The sequence below is a fragment of the Streptomyces abyssalis genome, from assembly GCF_001751365.1.
In the GTDB taxonomy this organism is placed as follows: Bacteria; Actinomycetota; Actinomycetes; order Streptomycetales; family Streptomycetaceae; genus Streptomyces; species Streptomyces abyssalis.
Map to the genome: position 1 here is coordinate 487,915 of NZ_LJGT01000038.1, position 18,886 is coordinate 506,800.

17 protein-coding genes are annotated in these 18,886 nt (G+C 71.3%); 13 read left to right on the forward strand and 4 right to left on the reverse strand.

Going from position 1 to position 18,886, the window contains the following annotated elements; all coding sequences use genetic code 11:
• The first annotated feature begins 191 nt into the window (after nucleotides 1–191).
• The 4 genes from AN215_RS09345 (at nucleotide 192) to AN215_RS09360 (ending at nucleotide 6,097) form a co-directional block, all read left to right on the forward strand.
• On the forward strand, nucleotides 192–1,181 hold the full coding sequence (locus AN215_RS09345) for a LysR family transcriptional regulator (protein ID WP_070013063.1): 990 nt from the start codon (nucleotides 192–194) through the stop codon (nucleotides 1,179–1,181).
• A gap of 111 nt (nucleotides 1,182–1,292) precedes the next feature.
• Nucleotides 1,293–2,378 carry a tartrate dehydrogenase gene (locus tag AN215_RS09350; RefSeq protein ID WP_070013062.1) on the forward strand — a complete coding sequence of 362 codons (1,086 nt, stop codon included), beginning with the start codon at nucleotides 1,293–1,295 and terminating at the stop codon, nucleotides 2,376–2,378.
• A gap of 184 nt (nucleotides 2,379–2,562) precedes the next feature.
• The gene (locus AN215_RS09355; RefSeq protein ID WP_070013061.1) at nucleotides 2,563–4,197 is read left to right on the forward strand and encodes an SLC13 family permease; all 1,635 of its coding nucleotides are present in this window, start codon (nucleotides 2,563–2,565) and stop codon (nucleotides 4,195–4,197) included.
• Nucleotides 4,198–4,420: 223 nt separating this feature from the next.
• Nucleotides 4,421–6,097 carry a DNA repair helicase XPB gene (locus AN215_RS09360; protein WP_070013060.1) on the forward strand — a complete coding sequence of 559 codons (1,677 nt, stop codon included), beginning with the start codon at nucleotides 4,421–4,423 and terminating at the stop codon, nucleotides 6,095–6,097.
• On the opposite strand, the gene AN215_RS09365 is transcribed toward AN215_RS09360, so the two are convergent.
• Nucleotides 6,025–7,248, reverse strand: a complete 1,224-nt coding sequence (locus AN215_RS09365; protein WP_079122996.1) for a glycosyltransferase 87 family protein — start codon at nucleotides 7,246–7,248, stop codon at nucleotides 6,025–6,027. The two genes, AN215_RS09360 and AN215_RS09365, sit on opposite strands and share 73 nt — an antisense overlap.
• A gap of 324 nt (nucleotides 7,249–7,572) precedes the next feature.
• Between AN215_RS09365 and AN215_RS09370 the strand changes: the two genes are divergently transcribed.
• The 3 genes from AN215_RS09370 to AN215_RS09380 all read left to right on the forward strand — a co-directional run bounded on the left by AN215_RS09370 (nucleotide 7,573) and on the right by AN215_RS09380 (nucleotide 11,425).
• Nucleotides 7,573–9,696, forward strand: coding sequence for a HelD family protein (locus tag AN215_RS09370; RefSeq protein WP_079122845.1), 2,124 nt, complete (start codon nucleotides 7,573–7,575; stop codon nucleotides 9,694–9,696).
• Nucleotides 9,697–9,718: 22 nt separating this feature from the next.
• Nucleotides 9,719–10,210, forward strand: coding sequence for an anthrone oxygenase family protein (locus AN215_RS09375; RefSeq protein ID WP_338057915.1), 492 nt, complete (start codon nucleotides 9,719–9,721; stop codon nucleotides 10,208–10,210).
• Between the two features lie 255 nt (nucleotides 10,211–10,465).
• Nucleotides 10,466–11,425 (forward strand): NAD-dependent epimerase/dehydratase family protein, encoded by a 960-nt coding sequence (locus AN215_RS09380; protein ID WP_070013057.1) that lies wholly within the window; start codon nucleotides 10,466–10,468, stop codon nucleotides 11,423–11,425.
• 97 nt (nucleotides 11,426–11,522) lie between these two features.
• On the opposite strand, the gene AN215_RS09385 is transcribed toward AN215_RS09380, so the two are convergent.
• Both AN215_RS09385 and AN215_RS09390 read right to left on the reverse strand, forming a co-directional pair.
• Nucleotides 11,523–13,013: an FGGY-family carbohydrate kinase gene (locus AN215_RS09385; RefSeq protein WP_070013056.1), complete on the reverse strand. Its 1,491-nt coding sequence runs from the start codon at nucleotides 13,011–13,013 to the stop codon at nucleotides 11,523–11,525.
• Nucleotides 13,013–13,396, reverse strand: a complete 384-nt coding sequence (locus AN215_RS09390; protein ID WP_245694363.1) for a hypothetical protein — start codon at nucleotides 13,394–13,396, stop codon at nucleotides 13,013–13,015. Before AN215_RS09390 ends, AN215_RS09385 begins: the two co-directional genes overlap by 1 nt.
• A 193-nt stretch (nucleotides 13,397–13,589) precedes the next feature.
• Between AN215_RS09390 and AN215_RS09395 the strand changes: the two genes are divergently transcribed.
• From AN215_RS09395 to AN215_RS09415, 5 genes are all read left to right on the forward strand, one after another.
• The gene (locus tag AN215_RS09395; protein ID WP_070013054.1) at nucleotides 13,590–14,597 is read left to right on the forward strand and encodes a LacI family DNA-binding transcriptional regulator; all 1,008 of its coding nucleotides are present in this window, start codon (nucleotides 13,590–13,592) and stop codon (nucleotides 14,595–14,597) included.
• A 120-nt stretch (nucleotides 14,598–14,717) separates the two neighbouring features.
• The gene (locus AN215_RS09400) at nucleotides 14,718–15,509 is read left to right on the forward strand and encodes a VOC family protein (protein WP_070013053.1); all 792 of its coding nucleotides are present in this window, start codon (nucleotides 14,718–14,720) and stop codon (nucleotides 15,507–15,509) included.
• 108 nt (nucleotides 15,510–15,617) lie between these two features.
• On the forward strand, nucleotides 15,618–16,037 hold the full coding sequence (locus AN215_RS09405; protein WP_070013052.1) for a nucleotidyltransferase domain-containing protein: 420 nt from the start codon (nucleotides 15,618–15,620) through the stop codon (nucleotides 16,035–16,037).
• A complete protein-coding gene (gene hepT / locus AN215_RS09410) occupies nucleotides 16,027–16,446 on the forward strand; it encodes a type VII toxin-antitoxin system HepT family RNase toxin (RefSeq protein WP_070013051.1) in 420 nt (139 codons plus the stop codon). Before AN215_RS09405 ends, hepT begins: the two co-directional genes overlap by 11 nt.
• Nucleotides 16,447–16,454: 8 nt before the next feature.
• The gene (locus AN215_RS09415; RefSeq protein WP_245694364.1) at nucleotides 16,455–17,009 is read left to right on the forward strand and encodes a GNAT family N-acetyltransferase; all 555 of its coding nucleotides are present in this window, start codon (nucleotides 16,455–16,457) and stop codon (nucleotides 17,007–17,009) included.
• Between the two features lie 36 nt (nucleotides 17,010–17,045).
• Here the strand turns inward: AN215_RS09415 and AN215_RS09420 are convergent, their stop codons facing one another.
• Complete coding sequence (locus AN215_RS09420) at nucleotides 17,046–17,918, reverse strand: copper homeostasis protein CutC (protein ID WP_079122847.1); 873 nt, start codon at nucleotides 17,916–17,918, stop codon at nucleotides 17,046–17,048.
• A gap of 69 nt (nucleotides 17,919–17,987) precedes the next feature.
• Between AN215_RS09420 and AN215_RS09425 the strand changes: the two genes are divergently transcribed.
• Complete coding sequence (locus tag AN215_RS09425) at nucleotides 17,988–18,767, forward strand: HD domain-containing protein (protein WP_245694365.1); 780 nt, start codon at nucleotides 17,988–17,990, stop codon at nucleotides 18,765–18,767.
• Nucleotides 18,768–18,886 lie beyond the last annotated feature (119 nt).

An 18,886-nucleotide genomic window follows, 5' to 3' on the forward strand; every position in this document is an offset into this window, starting at 1 on the left:
CCACACGCACGGCAGGCGCCCGTGTGGCCCCTCGCCCTTGCGCGGCGGGCCGAGCGCACCGCCGCGGACGTCGACGCAGCCGCCGTCGCGGACCGGACGCAGCCGCCGTCGCGGACCTGCGGCCACGTCCCTGGCCCGGCGGTCACCGGCGCCGTCAGTAGGCTGCGCCTATCCGTTGTCGGAGGTGGCACATGGACGTTCGGCAGCTGGCCTACTTCCTGGCCGTCGTCCGGCACCAGCACTTCGGCCGCGCGGCCGAGCAGCTCCGTATCGCGCAACCGTCGCTCTCGCAGGCGATCAGAACCCTGGAACGCGAACTCGGCGTACCGCTGTTCCACCGCGTGGGCCGGGGCATCGTGCTGAGCGACGCGGGTTCGCAGCTGGTCGAGCCGGCCCGTCAGGTGCTGCGGGACGTGGACTCGGCCAAGGCCGCCGTGCAGTCCGTACGGGGCCTGCAGAGAGGACGCGTCGAGCTGGTGTCCATGCCCAGCCCCGGAATGGAGCCCTTGGCCACGATCATGAGTGACTTCACCGGCGCCCACCCGGCTGTCTCGGTGACCGTGGAAGCCGCGTTCACGCCGGAAGAGGTCATCCACTCGGTCAAGACGGGGCGGACGGAACTGGGTCTGCTGGGGGCGGCTGCCACACCCCTGACCGACGGGCTGAAGGTCCTGCACGTGGAAGACCAGCCCTTGGTGCTGATCTCGCCCCCCGGCGCAGGCAGTCGGGAGTCCGGAGACGAGGGACACGAGCGGACGGGACAGCACGAGGAGACACAGCCGGGAACCCGGCCGGGGACCGGGCCCGGCGGGACCATCCGGCGCGGGCAGCTCGACGCGATGCGGCTGGTCGTGAGCAAGCCCGGGAGCCTCATGCGCCAACTCGTCGACGACGTGCTCTCCAGCGGCGTGAACGCCCGGATCGTCGTAGAGGTCGAGCACCGCACGTCGATCCTGCCCATGGTCCTGGCAGGCGTGGGGCACGCCGTGATGCCTTCGTCCTGGACCCAGCTCGCAGAGAGGGCGGGCGCCCTCGTCCGCCACATCGAGCCGGTCTCCCTGCTCCGGATCGTCTTCGTGGCCCGCAACACCGCGCTGACACCGGCCGCCCAGGCCTTCGCCGCGCACGTCGAGCGGTACGCCGCACAGCTGCCCGACGGCACCCGCCACCATGAGGCGTAACCCATAGGCAGGGCCTATCACCGGGATCAGCAGCCCGTCTTGGACGCCGCGGGAAGTCACGCGGTTCACTCCCCCGTGAACCCGCGACGCCGACACGCTGGAGGATCACCAGTGACCGCTGAGCAAACCTTCCGGATCGCCGCCGTCCCCGCCGACGGTGTCGGCATCGAGGTCGTCGAGTCCGGACGAGCAGTCCTGGACGCGCTCGCGGCCCGCTCGAACGGCCGCTTCGCCTTCGACTGGACCGAATTCCCCTGGGGCTCGGCCTACTACGCCGAGCACGGGAAGATGATGGCCGACGACGGTCTCGAACAGCTCAAGGCGTTCGACGCCGTCTACTTCGGTGCCGTGGGGTGGCCCACCGTCCCCGACCACGTGAGCCTCTGGGGACTCCGCCTGAGGATCTGCCAGAACTTCGACCAGTGGGCCAATGTGCGTCCGGTCGAATTCCTGCCGGGCGTACCGAGTTCGCTGCGCACCGCCGACCGCGACGATCTCGACTGGGTCGTCGTACGCGAGAACTCCGAGGGGGAGTACGCCGGGCTCGGCGGGCGCAACCTCGCGGCCCGTGGCGCCGGATCGGAAGTGGCCGTCCAGTCGGCGCTGTTCACGGAGACCGGGTGCGAGCGCATCATGCGCTTCGCCTTCGATCTCGCGCGGACCCGCGCTCGTAAGAAGGTCTCCAGCGTCACCAAGAGCAACGCCCAGCAGTACGGCATGGTCCTGTGGGACGAGGTCTTCGAGAGGGTCGCCGCGGACTACCCCGACGTCGAGACCGAAAGCGTCCTGGTCGACGCGATGGCCGCCAAGTTCGTCCTGCGTCCCGAGGATCTGTCGGTGGTCGTCGCCTCCAACCTGCACGCCGACATCCTCTCCGACCTCGGAAGCGCCATCACCGGGAGCCTGGGCCTCGCGGCGAGCGCGAACCTGAACCCCGAGCGGCGCTTCCCCTCGATGTTCGAGCCGGTGCACGGCTCGGCTCCGGACATCGCAGGTCAGGGGCTGTGCAACCCCCTCGGGGCGATCGGCAGCGCCGCGCTCATGCTGGAGCACTTCGGTCTCGGCGACGAGGCGAAGACCGTACGCCGGGCGATCGAGGCGACCACGGGCAGCGGCATCCGTACCCGCGACGTCGGCGGCACCTCGACCTCCGCCGAGGTCACGGACGCCGTCATCGGCCATCTGGACAACGGCTGACGGCCCATTCCGAACAAGCCCGCGAGCTGGCAGTCTCACCACGGCCAGAACCCAACCGCCGACCAGCCGCACAGCCGACCACCCGCAAAGCCGACCACCCGGCCGGCACCGGGGCGGAGCCAGCTCGCAGCCCGATGCCGCGTCACCGGAATTCCTGGGGGACCCGAGAGCTCAAGGAGATGACATGGCCATCACCGGCGATCAGTCGAAACCCAGCAACCAACCAGAGCGTGTCGACGTCGAGAAGGCCCTGCTGGGCGGGTCCACCTACCGCGGGCTGGCCGAGCAGAAACTGTCCCCGGCGGAGGAGCGGTTCGAGAAGGCCCGGCGTACGGCCGGATTCGTACTGGCGCCGCTGGCCGCGATCGTGGTCTTCCTGCTGCCGCTGGACCTGCCGCAGACCCAGCACAACGTCGCGGCGGTTCTGGCCGGAGTGATCGTCGCCTGGGTGACCGAGCCCGTCCCCATTCCGGTGTCGGGGCTCATCGGCGCCTCGTTGCTGGTGCTGCTCGGCGTCGGCGGCGACGAGGGCGCCGACGGTGTGCTGGCGCCGTTCGGTTCGGGGACGGTCTTCACCTTCATCGGCGCCTTCATCCTCGCCCAGTCCATGCTCGTGCACGGACTGGCCAGGCGGTTCGCCTTCCGCGTCCTGTCGATACCCGGCGTCGCCCGCAGCTCCTTCCGCATCGTCATCGCCTTCGGCCTCATCACCGCCCTCGCCTCCGCGTGGATCTCCAACACCGCGACCGTCGCGATGCTCATGCCGACAGCCGTCGGAATCCTCGGCGTGATCGGCAACCTCGTCCAGGACAAGCACCAGGCCGACGGCACCGTGCACCGCTTCGACCCGACCCGTATGCGCATCGGCTTCGCGATGATGCTGATGCTGGCCTACGGCGCCAGCGTCGGCGGCCTGCTCACCCCCGTCGGCAGCCCGCCCAACCTCATCGGCCGCGAGCTGATCGAGAAGGCCACCGACAAGCCCATCCCCTTCGGGACGTGGATGGCCATGGCGTTCCCGATCTGCGCCCTGATGTTCGTGGGGCTGGCCGTCGTACTGCTCCTGCTCAACCGTCCGGAGATCCGGCACCTCACGGGCGTCGAGGACTACGTCCGCCGGGAGCGGGAGGCGCTCGGCAAGATGAGCCGCGCCGAGAAGAACACGCTGGTCGCGTTCGCGGTGACGGTCGTCCTGTGGGTCTTCCCGGCCGTGGTGGGCCTGGTCGCGGGAACCGGCTCCGGCGCCTACGAGACGGTGTCGAACAACCTCGACGAAGGCGTCGCCGCGGTGCTCGGTGCGGCCCTGCTCTTCGTACTCCCCACCGACTGGAGGACGCGCGAGTTCACGCTGCGCTGGAGCGACGCCGCAAGGATCGACTGGGGCACAATCGTGCTGTTCGGCTCCGGCGTGGTGTTCGGCACGCTGCTGGAGGAGACGGGGCTTGCGGAGACCATCGGCAAGGGCGCGTTCGGTGCCCTGAACATCGGCAGCGCGGTCGCCATCACGGTCTTCGCCGCCCTGCTCGCGATCGTGGTCTCCGAGACCACCTCGAACACCGCGTCCGCGGCGGTCGTGGTGCCGATCGTCATCCCGCTGGCCGTCGCCGCCGGGGTCGACCCGCTGACGCCGGCGCTCGCGGCCACGTTCGCCGCGTCGTTCGGCTTCATGCTCCCGGTGTCCACGCCGCAGAACGCCATCGTCTACGGATCCGGCACCGTACCGATCACCAAGATGATCCGCTCGGGCTTCTCCTTCGACATCATCGGCGCACTGCTCATCATCATCCTGCTGCCGGTTCTGGCCTCGGCTCTGCTGTAACCGGACGGGAGTCCGGCACACGCACGAGAACCCGCCCGCGGCCCCGCCCGCGGGCGGGCGCCGGCGCGCGCGGGCTGCCCGTGCGCGCTCCTCCACCGCAGCTCCACAGCCCCCGATCGGACCCATGCGGCACACTGGACGTTTGACCCGGTCGTACCGGAGACGCCCCAGCGCATCCGGATGCGTCCGCACCGCACCGCACCGCGAGACGGAGGAAAGACGCGTGAACGGTGGCCCCCTGATCGTCCAGAGCGACAAGACGCTGCTGCTGGAGGTCGATCACGAACAGGCGGACGAGTGCCGCCGCGCCATCGCTCCCTTCGCCGAGCTGGAGCGGGCACCCGAGCACATCCACACCTACCGGCTCACGCCGCTCGGCCTGTGGAACGCGCGCGCCGCCGGGCACGACGCCGAGCAGGTCGTCGACGCGCTCGTCGCGCACGCCCGCTACCCCGTGCCGCACGCCCTGCTCGTCGACGTCGCCGAGACGATGGCCCGCTACGGGCGGCTGCGGCTGCTCAAGCACCCCACCCACGGCCTGGTCCTGGAGACCAGCGACCGGCCGGTGCTGGAGGAGGTCCTGCGGTCGAAGAAGATCCAGCCGCTCACCGGTGAGCGCATCGACGCGGACACCGTCGTCGTACACCCCTCGGAGCGCGGCCAGATCAAGCAGATCCTGCTGAAGCTGGGCTGGCCCGCCGAAGACCTGGCCGGTTACGTGGACGGTGAGGCGCATCCCATCGGCCTGGAGGAGGACGAGTGGTCGATGCGCCCGTACCAGCAGCAGGCCGTCGAGGGCTTCTGGCACGGCGGCTCGGGCGTCGTCGTGCTGCCCTGCGGCGCCGGCAAGACGCTGGTGGGCGCCGGGGCGATGGCGCGGGCGCAGGCGACGACGCTGATCCTGGTCACCAACACCGTCGCGGCCCGGCAGTGGAAGTCGGAGCTGGTACGGCGTACGTCGCTGACCGAGGACGAGATCGGCGAGTACAGCGGCACCCGCAAGGAGATCCGTCCCGTCACGATCGCCACGTACCAGGTGGTGACGACGAAGCGGAAGGGCATCTACCCGCACCTGGAGCTGTTCGACTCCCGCGACTGGGGCCTGATCGTCTACGACGAGGTGCATCTGCTGCCCGCGCCCGTCTTCAAGTTCACCGCGGACCTCCAGGCCCGCCGCCGTCTCGGCCTGACCGCGACGCTCGTACGCGAGGACGGCCGCGAGTCCGACGTCTTCTCCCTCATCGGGCCCAAGCGTTTCGACGCGCCGTGGAAGGAGATCGAGTCGCAGGGCTACATCGCGCCCGCCGACTGCGTGGAGGTGCGCGTCAGCCTCACCGACTCGGAACGGCTCGCGTACGCGACGGCCGAGACGGAGGAGAAGTACCGCTTCTGCGCCACCACCGACAGCAAACGGCGCGTGACCGAGGCGCTGGTGAGGCGGCACGAGGGCGAACAGACCCTGGTGATCGGCCAGTACATCGACCAGCTCGACGAACTCGGCGAACACATCGGCGCACCCGTCATCAAGGGCGACACCACGAACAAGCAGCGCGAGAAGCTCTTCAACGCCTTCCGCGAGGGGGAGTTGAGCACGCTCGTCGTCTCCAAGGTCGCCAACTTCTCCGTCGACCTGCCCGAGGCGACCGTCGCCATCCAGGTGTCCGGCACCTTCGGCTCACGGCAGGAGGAGGCACAGCGGCTCGGCCGCATTCTCCGCCCCAAGGCCGACGGCCACGAGGCGCGCTTCTACTCGGTCGTCGCCCGCGACACCGTCGACCAGGACTTCGCCGCCCACAGGCAGCGGTTCCTGGCCGAGCAGGGCTACGCCTACCGCATCGTCGACTCCCAGGACCTGCTCACGGCCCAGCCGGAGGCCGCGCCCGACAGCGAGACCGAGTAGCAGCGGACGGCCGCCGCTGCCAGCAGCCCCAGCGTCAGCAGCGCATAGGGCGAGGCCAAGGGCTGCATCCACCACTGGAGTCTCAAGTCGTCGGCCCCGTGCTTCGGTACGAGCCACAGCGTGCGCGCCGAGAAGACCGCCGCCACCGCCAGCACGAGGCCCTGGCCCGCGCCCAGGCGCGCCCGCTCCGCCGCGAGCAGCACGAGCAGCGGCACGCACCACACCCAGTGGTGCGACCAGCTGATCGGGGAGACGAGCAGCGCCGTGAACGCGCTGACCATGACCGACCAGCCGGGCTGGCCGTGCCGCACGTGCACACGGCGTGCCAGCATCAGCCCCGCCACGGCGACGACGACGGCGGGCAGCACCCACAGCAGACCCGGCTCGGCGGTGTGCGCGAGCCGCGCGGCGACGCCCTGCAGGGACTGGTTGTCGACGATCCACGCCTTGCCGACCCGGGCCGTCTCGAAGACCCGCCGCGTGAAGAACTCCCAGCTGGCGGACGGCAGTACGAGCGCTCCCGCCGCGACCGTGCCGGCGAAGCCCGCGAGCGCCGTGAGCCCGGCCCGTACACGCCCCGTCAGCAGAAGGTGGACGGCGAAGACCGCCGGTGTGAGCTTGATGCCCGAGGCGATGCCGATGGCGAGGCCCTTGGCGCGTGCGCCGTCGGGGCGTCCCAGGTCCCACATCACGAGGCAGACGAGCAGCAGGTTGATCTGCCCGAAGACGAGCGTCTGGAAGACGGGCTCCAGCCACAGCGCGGCGGCGGTCGCGGCGAGCACGACGGCGGGACGGCTCCACCCGCGGCCGCGCCCGCTCCATCGGCCCTCCGCGCCGGGCAGGCGCGCCGCACCCGGCAGGTCGTCCGCCATGCGCAGGGAGAGGTGGACGAGGAGCGCGAGAAGGGCCGCGTTGCCGGCGAGGAAGAGGGCCTTGGCGACCGCCGGGGAGAGCCACACGGTCGGTACGAACAGCAGGGCGGCGAACGGCGGATACGTCGCCGGGAGATCCCATTCGGTGACGGTGAAGCCGTAGAGGTCGCTCCCGTTCACAACGGCTTCGCCCTCCGCCCGGTAGACCAGAAGATCCGCCATGGGGAAGCGCTCGACGACGCACAGCACCGCCAGCGCGGTCAGCGACAGCACGAGCAGTGCGGCAGCCGCCCGCTCCCCCCTTGTCCCGCGAGTCACCGCGCCGCCTCTCCGCTCCGGTCCGGTCGTCGATCATCCGGTACTTCGGTACGTCGGTCCGTCTTCCGGTACTTCGGTTCTTCGGTTCTTCGGTCCTGTCGTCCCCCGTGATTGTGCTTGCCCGTGCCGGCGGGAAATCCATTGGCCCCCTGCACTGCCGCGGAGCTAGGCTTCCGCGTCTGCCGCCTCCCGGTCCGGGGAGGACCCCCGACCGCTCGGAAACCGGTCGGCCTTCCGTTCCTCACGGAGCGACCTCACGAAGCGTCCCTGCAAGGCGTCCTCGACATGGCGTCTTCGCGAGGGACCCTCACGAGACGCTTCACCAAGCGCATCCCGCCCGGAGGCAAACCCGTGTCCGCCCCTGCCCATTCCGTCCCCGGTCACGCCCGCAACCCCCTCGACGACGAACGGGCCCATCTGGCGGCCTCCCGCGCCGCGCTGCGCGCCATGCGCGAGGACGCGGAGGCCCTCGACATCACCGATGTCGCCGCCAACTGGGTGAACGCTGAGGTGCTGCGCGCCGGGATCGACGCACGCGTCAGATCCCTCGCCGACCTCGCCCACACCCCGCTCTTCTTCGGCCGCCTCGACTACGAAACGGCCGCGACGCCCGCCCGTACCTTCTACATCGGCCGCCGCCACGTCCACGACGCGGAGGGCGATCCGATGGTGATCGACTGGCGGGCGCCGGTCTCACAGCCCTTCTACCGGGCGTCGAAGATGGACCCTCAGGACGTCGCGCTGCGCCGCCGGTTCGGCTTCGCGGCCGGCGAGCTGACGGCGTACGAGGACGAACATCTCACCGCCACGGGCGACGCGGGCCCGGGGAGAACTTCCAAGCTGCTCCAGGCGGAGATCGAACGCCCCCGCGTCGGTCCGATGCGGGACATCGTCGCGACGATCCAGCCCGAGCAGGACGAGATCGTACGGGCCGGGGTCGAGGGCTCCCTGTGCGTGCAGGGCGCGCCGGGCACCGGCAAGACGGCCGTGGGCCTGCACCGCGTCGCGTATCTCCTCTACACGCACCGGGAGCGGCTCTCCCGCACCGGCACGCTCGTCGTCGGCCCCAACTCCTCGTTCCTGCACTACATCGCGCAGGTGCTGCCGGCGCTCGGGGAGATGTCGGTGCGGCAGACGACGGTCGCCGGTCTGGTCGCCCACGTCCCCGTACGGGGCGAGGACGGGCCCGAGGCCGCCCGCATCAAGGGCGACGCCCGCATGGCGAGGGTGCTGCGGCGCGCACTGCGCTCCGGGGTGAGGATGCCGCAGGAGCCGTGCGTGGTGGTGCGGGGCTCACGCCGCTGGCGGGTACAGGCGGACGAACTGGCGGAGCTGATCGGGGAGTTGCTGGCCCGCGACATGCGGTACGGGGCGGCACGCGAGGCCCTGCCGCAGCGCATCGCGCACGCGGTGCTGGTGCGCATGGAGCAGGCGGGCGAGGCTCCGGACGACCGGGTGCAGGACGCAGTGGCGCGGAACGCGGCGGTGAAGGCGGTGGTGAAGTCCTGCTGGCCGGCGTGGGATCCGGCGAAGCTGGTGCTGCGGCTGCTGTCCGATCCCGCGTTCCTCGCGGAGCAGGCCGAGGGCGTGCTCACGGAGGAGGAGCAGCGGGCGGTGCTGTGGGCGAAGCCGGCGCGCGGTCCCGGGTCGGCGCCATGGACGGCGGCCGACGCCGTACTCGTCGACGAGGCCCGCGACTTGGTCAGCCGCACGCCCTCGCTGGGGCATGTCGTACTCGACGAGGCGCAGGACCTCTCCCCGATGGAGTACAGGGCGGTCGGCCGCCGCTGCTCGACCGGATCGGTGACCGTGCTCGGCGACATCGCTCAGGGCACGACACCCTGGTCGACGCCGAGTTGGGAGGAGGCGCTGCACCATCTGGGCAAACCGGGTGCGGCCGTCGAGGAGTTGACGCTCGGCTTCCGTGTGCCGCGTCAGGTCATCGCGTACGCGTCCAGGCTGCTGCCCCGCATCGCACCGGATCTGCGCGAGGCCACGTCGGTCCGCGAGTCGCCCGGCGACTTCTCCGTACGTGCCTGCGCGCGCGGGGAGTTGGACGCCGCGGTCGTCGAAGCCTGCCGTGCGGCGCTGCGGCGCGAGGGCTCGGTCGGCCTGATCGCGGCGGACGCCCGGGTGCCCGCGCTGACGCGCGCCCTGGAGGCAGCGGGCCTGTCCCATCTCGCGCCGGGCGCTGAGACGAGCGAGGGCTCCCGGCTCACGCTGGTCCCGGCGACACTCGCCAAGGGGCTGGAGTACGACCACGTCGTACTGGACGAGCCCACCGCGATCGCCGCCGCCGAACCCGGCACCCGCACCGGCCTGCGCCGCCTGTACGTCTGCCTCACGCGTGCGGTCTCCGGCCTCGCGGTGCTGCATTCGGCACCGCTGCCGGAACCCCTGTCATCCTGAGAGCCCGAGAGCGGAGGCAGCCGTGTTGCAGGAGATCCAGGCGGGGACGCTGGTCGCCGCCACGCTGACCACGGGTCTGAGCGCGGGCCTGTACTACGGCTTCGCCTGCGCGGTCATGCCGGGGCTGGCGCGGTCCGCGGACCGTACGTTCGTCGAGACGATGCAGCGGATCAACACGGCCATCATCAACGGCTGGTTCATGCTCCTCTTCCTCGGATCGCTGGTGCTGACGGCCGCCGCCGCGGCGCTGCAGTTCGCCGGCGGCGGCGGTACGGGGGCGGCGTGGACGGTGGCGGCGCTCGTGCTGTATTCGGCCGTCCTCGTCATCACGATGCGCTTCAACGTGCCGCTCAACAACAGGCTCGACGCCGGGGGGCGACCCGAGGACGACGCCGGACTCGCGGCGCTGCGGGCCGAGTTCGAGCGTTCCTGGGTCCGCTGGAACACGGTCCGCACGGCGGTCAACGCGGCGGCGTTCGGCTGCTTGGCGTGGGCGCTGGTGCTGCAGGGCTGAGTGGGTGTGAGGGCGGGGCCGCGCCCGAACGGTGGACCGCTCCGGCAGACAACGCCGGCTCTGTCGCGGCAGACTGTCAGCACAGCGGCGGGCCGAACGGTCCCGTCACTCCCATCCCCAAGCCCAAGAGCGCGGGCTGGAAGGGCGCCCCGTGACGCAAGACGAAGCCCGCGGCGGCCCGCCGCAGACTCCCGGCCGGCACGACGGCCGTCCCATGCGCGGCTTCGTCTTCCCCGTGGACGGGCGGCGCGACGCATGAAGGTCGCGGTGCTCGGCGGCAGCGGACATGTCGGCTCCTTCCTCGTTCCACGTCTGGTCGAGGAGGGCCACGATGTCGTCGTCGTCAGCCGGGGGCAACGGGAGCCGTACCGTCCGCATGGTGCGTGGAGGCGCGTCACGAGGATGGTGACCGACCGCGAGGCGGCGGAGGCAGACGGGTCGTTCGGGCCCGCGATCGCCGCGCTGGGCGCGGACGTCGTCATCGACATGATCTGCTTCCGCGAGGAGAGCGCACGTCACCTGGTCGAGGCGCTCGCCGGGCGCGTACAGCACTTCCTGCACTGCGGGACGATCTGGGTGTACGGGCCGAGCGGACAGGTCCCCGCGCCCGAGTCCGAGCCGAGGCGGCCTCTGGAGGAGTACGGCCGGGGCAAGGCGGCGATCGAGGCGTATCTGCTGGACCAGGCACGCCGGAACGGCTTTCCGGCGACGGTCGTGCACCCGGGCCACATCACAGGGCCCGGCTGGGTGCCGGTCAATCCGGCCGGGAATCTGAACCCGGGTGTGTTCCAGACCCTCGCAGACGGGGCCGAAGTCGCCCTTCCGAACCTGGGGTTGGAGACCCTCCATCACGTACACGCGGACGACGTCGCACAGGTCTTCACGGCGGCGATCGCGAATCGTTCGGCGGCAGTCGGCGAGAGCTTCCACGCCGTCGCGCCCACGGCCGTGACGCTTCGCGGCTACGCGGAGGCCGTCGCCGGATGGTTCGGGCAGGAGCCCCGGCTCAAGTTCGTGCCGTGGGAGCAGTGGCGCGCCACGGTCGACGAGGCGGACGCCGAGGCGACGTACAGCCACATCGCGCACAGCCCGCACCGGAGCATGGAGAAGGCAGGCAGGCTGCTCGGCCACCGGCCGCGTTTCACCGCGCTCGAAGCGATCGAGGAGGCCGTGGACGCGCTCGTCACGGAGGGCCGCATCGAGCGCCGCGACTGACGGGGTCCGCGCCCCGTGACGCCGGGCCGTGGCAGGCCACTTGAGCCGTCGGCCGGACGGCGGTCGGCGGTCGGCGGTCGGCGGTGAACCCCCGTCTTCAGCCGTCGGCGTGCTGCCGCGCCGCCAGCGCGTGGGCCGTCGCGCGCGTGGATGTGTAGAGCGCGAGGTAGTGCTCGTAGAGCTCGTCGTAGACACGGCCGCGTGCGGGGTCCGGCAGGACCGTCGAGGTCACCGGGTTCCACTCGGCGATGTCCTCGCGCCGGGCGAGGCCCGTGCCGACGGCTGCCAGGAAGGCGTCACCGTACGCAGCGCCGACGGTGTGGCGCGGCACCGACTGCTCCAGGCCCGTCACGTCCGAGACGATCTGCGTCCACAGCTCCCGCGCGCCGCCGCCGACCGCCACCAGCCGCCGCAGGTCGCCGCCCGCCTCGCGCATCGCCGCCAGGTTGTGCCGTACGCCGAAGGCCGTGGCCTCCAGGGCTGCCCGGTAGAGGTGGGCGCGGCCGTGCCGGAGGGTCAGGCCGGCGACGACACCGCGCGCGTCGGGGTCGAAGAGCGGTGAGCGCTCCCCCGCGAAGTACGGGAGCATCAGCAGCCCTTCGGCGCCCGGCGGCAGCGCCGCCGCCTCCTCGGTGAGCGTGCCGTAGCCCGTGCCGGTCAGGTCGCGGAGCCAGGCCGTGACCGCACCGGAGGTGGCCATGCCGCCCGCCAGGCAGGACGTCCCCTCGAAGGCTCCGGCCGTGGACCACAGCCGGGGGTCGACGGCCGGCTCTCGGACGACGTCGACCAGGAACATCGTCGTCCCGTACATCAGCATCAGGTCGCCCGGGCCGGTCGCGCCGGCCGCGGCCGACTCCGCCCAGGCGTCGATCGTGCCCGCCACGACGGGAGTGCCGGCGGGGATGCCGGTGGCGGCGGCCGCTTCGGCGGTCACCTCGCCCGCCACCTGCGCCGGCCACACCAGTTCGGGCCACTCCAGGCCCGGTGCCACGTCATCGCACCACTCCTCGATCCATCCGCCGTCCCGCATGCCGTAGAGCGGGTCGCACTGGCTGGCGGAGTGGTGGTCGAGGACGTACGCGCCGGTGAGGCGGCGCACGAGGAACGAACTGGCCATGTACCAGCGGCGCATGCGCCCGTACACGCCGGGTTCGCGCTGCCGCACCCAGGCGAACTTGGGGCCGAGGGCCTGACTGGTCAGCGCGGACCCGCAGCGCCGCATGATCTCGTCCTGGCCGTAGCGGGCGGTCAGTTCGGCCACCTGGTCGCCCGCGCGGGTGTCGACGCCGTAGAGGATCGCCGGGCGCAGCGGCGAGTCGTCATCGCCGGCGGGCAGCAGGCACGGCCCGATTCCGCTGACGCCCACGCCCGCGAGGCGCTCCCCGGACGGTGCGCCGGCGAGGAGTTCGGCCGCAATCCCGGTGAAGTCCCGCCACCACACCTCCTCCGCGTCGTGCTCGACATGGCCCGGCCGGGGGCTCGACGTGCGGTGCTCGCGCACTGCCTGGGAGACGAGCTGCCCGTCGTCGCGCGTGAGTACGCCCTTGGAACTGGCGGTTCCGATGTCGATCCCGAGCAGAAGTGTCATCAGGCGGCGTCTCCGAACCCGTCGTATGTGATGCCGAGTTGACCGCACACGGCGCGCAGCTCGGCGACGTGGTCGCCGGGCACCGCGTGGATGTGGTTGGCGCCGAACCTGGGGAGGAACTCCTCCGCCTCGCAGCCGAGCGACGCGAAGGCGTGCGGCCATTCCCAGGTGGAGGCGCGCATCATGCGCTCGTTGGTCTCGTCGTCGTAGTGGTCGAAGGCGCCGTGCATGACGTGCATACGGTACGCGCCGTCCAGCCTTGTCAGCCGTGCGAAGGTCATCTCACCCGGTTCGGCGAGGTGTTGCACGGACGCGCCGCCGGCCGGGAGGTAGAAGACGCCGTACGTACCGGCTGGACCCAGGTGGTGAAATCGATCTCTCAATCCTCGCTGCGACGCCCGGACCACATGGCAAGGGGATGGCGTCGGCAGCCGGGACCTGCTGGGGGGCTTTCGGTCTGCTTCGACGATTCTTTGAAATCCATTTCACGCGAAAGTAGGGTTCACTGCGGAAACGTGTGAAGAGGTTGGGCACAGCGGCCCCCGCAGCCGGTGCGCAGCGTACGAAGGAGACCCGGTGGCAACCATCAGCGACGTGGCGCGGGCCGCCGGGGTCTCCCCCGCGACCGTCTCCCGGGTCTTCAACGGCGGCCGCGTCACCGCGGAACGGGCCGACCGGGTCCGCAAGGCGGCAGCCGACCTCGGCTTCTCACCGAACCGGGTCGCGCGCTCGCTGCGCATGCAGCGCGCCAGCGTCATCGGCCTGCTCATCCCGGACATCGAGAACCCGTTCTTCACCTCGCTCGCCCGCGGCGTCGAGGACGTCGCCCAGCGCACCAACCTCTCCGTGGTGCTCTGCAACACGGACGAGGACGTCGAGAAGGAGCGCCGTTACCTCGACATCGCAGTCGCCGAGCAGATGGCCGGCGTGATCGTCGCCGCTGCCTCCCGCCGGCGCACCGACCTCTCCGCGCTCGCCGCCCGCGGCATGCCCGTCGTCGCCGTCGACCGGCGCCCGCGCGCGGCCGAGGTCGACGCGGTGATGGTCGACAACCAGCACGGCGGCGAGGACGCCACCGCCCACCTCCTCGAACGCGGCTACGAGCGGGTCGCCTGCATCACCGGGCCCGCCGGCGCCTCCACCTCGGAGGACCGCCTCGCCGGCTACCGCGCCGCGATGCACGAGGCCGGCGTCCCGGACGACTGGACCCGGGCCCACACCCGGCACGCCGACTTCCGTGTCGACGGGGGCCACGCGGCCATGCGCGAACTGCTCTCGCTCCGTACGCCCCCGGACGCCGTGTTCGTCGCCAACAACCTGATGACGGTCGGCGCCCTCAAGGCGCTGCGCGAATCGGGCATCGAGCCACCGGAGTTCGGCATTCTCTCCTTCGGCGACGTCCCCTGGGCCTCGCTGGTCAGGCCGCCGCTCACCACCGTCCAGCTGCCCTCGTACGACCTGGGCGCCTCGGCCGCCGCACTACTGCAGGACCGGCTGGCGGGGTCCGGCAAGCCGCTGCAGACGGTGGTTCTGCGCACGGTGCTCCAGCCACGCGAGAGCACGGAGGGGCCCGGCGCGCGGTGAGCCGGGGGTGACTGCCGGTCATCCGCGCCGGTCACGGGCCGTCGGCCGGCTGCTCGGCGAGCGAGTGTCAGTGGGCGGTGGGAGTCTGATCCTTGTCAGGGACCTCCGAAGGGAATCACCATGATCACCACTGACTTTTCCGTGGGCTCCCCGTGCTGGCTCGACCTGGGCGTGCGGGATTCCGCCGCCGCGAAGACCTTCTACGGCGGGGTGTTCGGCTGGACGTTCCAGCCGTTCGGATCGGGCGAGGAGGAGTTCGGCTTCTTCAAGTCCGACGGGAGGAACGTCGCGGCACTCGGCCCGCTCGACGAGGACGCCCGCTCGGCCTGGATGATCTACTTCAGCACTCCCGACGTGGAAGCGGCCGCCGCGAAGGTCCGCGAGACCGGAGGCACGGTGCGGGTCGACCCGTTCGACGTCAACGACCAAGGCCGCATGGCGCAGTTCACCGATCCGCAGGGCGCCCAGTTCGGCGCCTGGCAGCCGGGCAAGACGGCCGGCCTGGAGAAGGTGGACGAGCCCGGCTCGCTGATGTGGGTCGAGCTGTACACCAGCGATTCGGCCCGGGCGAAGGACTTCTACAAGGGGCTGTACGGCTGGGACTTCTCGGACATGCCCATGCCCGGCGAGGAGTCCGGCACGTACACGATCATCGGCCCTTCCTCCGCGCCCCAGGAACGGATGCACGGCGGCCTGATGCAGGTCCCCGCCGAGGTCCTCTCCACGGCCGGCGGCAACCCGTTCTGGCATCCGGTCTTCCACACCACGGACTGCGACGCGACGATCGCCAAGGTCACCGGGCTCGGCGGCCGCGTGGTCATGGGCCCGGAGGACGCGGAAGGGGTCGGCCGCATGGCCGTCTGCCTGGACCCGTTCGGCGCGGACTTCGTCGTACTGAAGCCGTCCATGTAGGCCATGGGACCCGCGTCTGCGGGAGCTGCGCCCCGAGGCGGCGCCTCCCGCAGGCCCGTCACCGGAATCGGAGTGGTTGCGGCCCATCACCAGGGCTACGGTGTGTGCATGGCCGATCCACGGGAATCCCTGCGGCGTCTCGCCGTCGCAGCCGCAGACGGCGAACTGGATTCGCTCTGCCGCGCGTTCGGTGCGGAGCTCCTTGTCGCCTTCGGCAGCGCGGTACGTACGGGCTCCGAGCCGCAGGACCTCGACATCGCCGTACTCTTCCGCCGAGACGGAACGCGACCCGATCTGCTGGGATTCCTTGACGGATTGAGCACTCTGGCCCAGAGCACCGTCATCGATCTCATGGATCTCGGCCGTGCGGGCCCCGTTGCGCGTGAGCGCGCACTTGTCGGCGGGATCACGCTCGTTGAACTGACCCCCGGCGCCCTGGCCCGCGAACAAATGCACGCGATCACGGAACGAATGGACACCGCCTGGCTGCGGCGTCTGAACCTGGAGCTGATGGCCCGTGGACGTTGAGGTCGTGGAAGAGCGACTGCGCCACATCAGGGACCTGCTCCAGGACCTCGATGACATCGGCACGGTGGACGAGAACCGCCTGAGCCGGGAAAGAATCGTCCGCCACGCTGTCGAGCGCATCATGACGCAGCTTGTGGATCTATCCGTGTCCGTTAACAGCCACATCGTCGCCGCCACTTCAGGACAGGCACCTTCGACCTACCGCGACTCCTTCCAAGCGGCGGCAGCGACCGGGGCGATCACCGAAGAACTGGCCGCAGATCTGGCCCCCAGCGCCGGGCTTCGCAACATTCTCACTCACGAGTACGTCACCATCGACCTCTCGATCCTGGCCGGTGCCATTCCGAAGGCCCTCAAGCTCTACACGGTCTACGTACAACAGGTCTCCGCCCACCTGACCGGCCGGTGACCTGACTCGTGACGTCATCCTCCACGGGGGGCCGCAGCCAGGCCGCCCTGCGCTGCGGTCCCCTGGTCCACGTCCGGCACCCGGCCTCGGCGGACTACGACGAGCTCACCGCGCTGACCCGCCGGAGCACCGGGCTTCACCGGCCCTGGATCCCACAGCGGGAGACGACGCCTGAGGCGTTCGCCGACTACCTCGCCAGGATCGGGCAGCCCACCCACGAAGGGTTCGTGATCTGCCTGCGCGAGAGCGGAGAGATCGTCGGCTCCGTCAACATCAACAACATCGTCCGCGGCTCCCTGCAGAGCGGTGCTCTGGGCTACGTTGCCTACGCGTCCACCACGGGCCGCGGCTACATGACGGAGGGCCTGGGGCTCGTGATCCGTTACGCCTTCGAGGAGTTGGGGCTGCACCGGCTCGAAGCCAACGTCCAGCCGGGGAACACCCGCTCGTCCAGGCTCGTCGAGCGTCTGGGGTTCCGGCACGAAGGGCACTCGCCCGCCTTCCAGCTCGTCGACGGCGAGTGGCGCGACCACGACCGGTGGGCGATCACCGCACCGCTGTGATCCCCGGGCCGCCCCGGACGGCGACGTCCGTTCCGCTCAGCTGTCCAGCGCCGCGCGCCATTCACCGACGAGACGGGCGTCGACGGGACCGGACCAGCCGCCGCGCCGGGCGGTGCCGCCGATGTGGAAGGCGCCGACGCCCGCGGCGGCGAGTGAGGCCACGTGCTCCAGACGCAGTCCGCCGCCGGCGATGTTCCCCGGCACGTAACCCGGTTCGGCCGCGGCAGCTCGCGCGGCCTCGGCGCACAGCACGTCCATCCCGGCGTCCACGCCATGCGGCGAACCGGCCGTCAGATAGCCGTCCGGGCCGCGCCCGGGTCCCACCGCCGACGCGCGGCGCCCGGCGCGATCCGCGCGTCCCGCCTCCCCGGCGTCGGCAAGCCCGGTGGAGTCCGCGAAGTCCCCGGACCCCGTGGAGTCCGCGAAATCCGCGAGCGCCTTGCGCAGGCCCTCGCGGTCCGCGGCGCGGTCGATGGCCCGGTGGAAGGTCCAGGGGCATCCGTCGATCACGTCGGTGACGGCGGTGATCGCGCGCAGGTCCGGTCCGCCCGCCTCGTCGAGGAACCCGAGCACGAACTCGTCGGCGCCCTCGGAGCGCAGCCGCCGTGCCTGTGCGCAGAGCGCGTCCAGCGCCGCGTCGCCGCCCGCCGTGAATCCGGCACCGCCCCGCAGCATGACCCGCAGCGGCAGGTCGACGGCGGCGCGTACGCGGGCGAAGGTCTCCCGGGAGGGGGTCAGCCCGTCGGCGGCCATGTCGGTGACCAGTTCGAGGCGGTCGGCGCCTCCTTCGCGCGCCGCACGTGCGTCCTCCGCGTCGAGGGCGATCACTTCGAGAACCGGCCTCGCCCGTACGGCTCCCGAGCGGGGCGGCTCCGGAAGGGCGGCTTCCCCGAAAATTGGTCTAGACATGTCTGTACTGTGTCACATGCGGGACCTCACCGGAAGTCGGCATTGCGCCCCGGAGGCACAATCGCCCCCATGGCGACAAACGACGACTCCGGGGCCGAACCCACGGGACCGGCAGAACCCACCGGACCGGCAGAACCCGCCGGACCGGCAGAGTCCACCGGTCCGGCGAACCCCGCGCACGACGACCCCGACCGGAAGACCCGCGACCGCCTGCTCTCACGCTGGAACGCTCTCCTCGTCAGCGCCCGTGGCGGCCGCCCCGAACCGGACCCGGTCCCGTACGGGCGGAACCTGATCGGACGCTGGTCGGAGCCGCAGCGCCGCTATCACACCGTCCATCACCTGCTTGACGTGCTCAACCGCGTCGACGAACTCGCCCCGCACACCACCGGGGCCGACGTCGACGCGGTGCTGCTGGCCGTCTGGTTCCACGACGCCGTCTACCGCCCCGACCGCAGCGAGAACGAGGAACGCAGCGCCGCCCTCGCCGAACGCGCCCTGCCCGAGGCGGGAGTGTCACAGGCCCGTACGGACGAAGTCGCCCGTCTGGTGCGGCTGACCGTCAGCCACGACCCGGCGCCCGGCGACGTCAACGGCGAGCTGCTGTGCGACGCGGATCTCGCGGTGCTGGCGGGCTCACCCGGCGAGTACGCCCGGTACGCGGCCGCCGTGCGCCAGGAGTACGGCTTCGTGCCGGACGCCCTCTTCCTCAAGGGCCGGGCGGAGGTGCTGCGTCAACTCCTCGGTCTGCCGCGCCTGTTCCGTACCCCGTACGGGCAGGAGCGCTGGGAACACGTGGCGCGCCGGAACCTGGAGACGGAGATGGAGTTGCTCGTCAGAGGCGATTGACGCGCGATTGGCGCACGACCGACTTGCGACCGGCCGACGTTGCTAGGACCCTGAACTGCCCGGCTTGGCCCGGCCGAAGCCGATCCCCCCACGGCCGAGACGTCCCGATCTCCACAACA

Excerpts from the sequence above, each read along its gene's own strand:
- AN215_RS09425 (WP_245694365.1), top strand. The coding sequence starts at position 17,988 with ATGGCGACAAACGACGACTCCGGGGCCGAACCCACGGGACCGGCAGAA.
- AN215_RS09420 (WP_079122847.1), bottom strand. The coding sequence starts at position 17,918 with ATGTCTAGACCAATTTTCGGGGAAGCCGCCCTTCCGGAGCCGCCCCGC.
- AN215_RS09345 (WP_070013063.1), top strand. The coding sequence starts at position 192 with ATGGACGTTCGGCAGCTGGCCTACTTCCTGGCCGTCGTCCGGCACCAG.
- AN215_RS09370 (WP_079122845.1), top strand. The coding sequence starts at position 7,573 with ATGGCGTCTTCGCGAGGGACCCTCACGAGACGCTTCACCAAGCGCATC.
- AN215_RS09385 (WP_070013056.1), bottom strand. The coding sequence starts at position 13,013 with ATGACACTTCTGCTCGGGATCGACATCGGAACCGCCAGTTCCAAGGGC.
- AN215_RS09405 (WP_070013052.1), top strand. The coding sequence starts at position 15,618 with ATGGCCGATCCACGGGAATCCCTGCGGCGTCTCGCCGTCGCAGCCGCA.
- AN215_RS09355 (WP_070013061.1), top strand. The coding sequence starts at position 2,563 with ATGGCCATCACCGGCGATCAGTCGAAACCCAGCAACCAACCAGAGCGT.
- AN215_RS09400 (WP_070013053.1), top strand. The coding sequence starts at position 14,718 with ATGATCACCACTGACTTTTCCGTGGGCTCCCCGTGCTGGCTCGACCTG.
- AN215_RS09380 (WP_070013057.1), top strand. The coding sequence starts at position 10,466 with ATGAAGGTCGCGGTGCTCGGCGGCAGCGGACATGTCGGCTCCTTCCTC.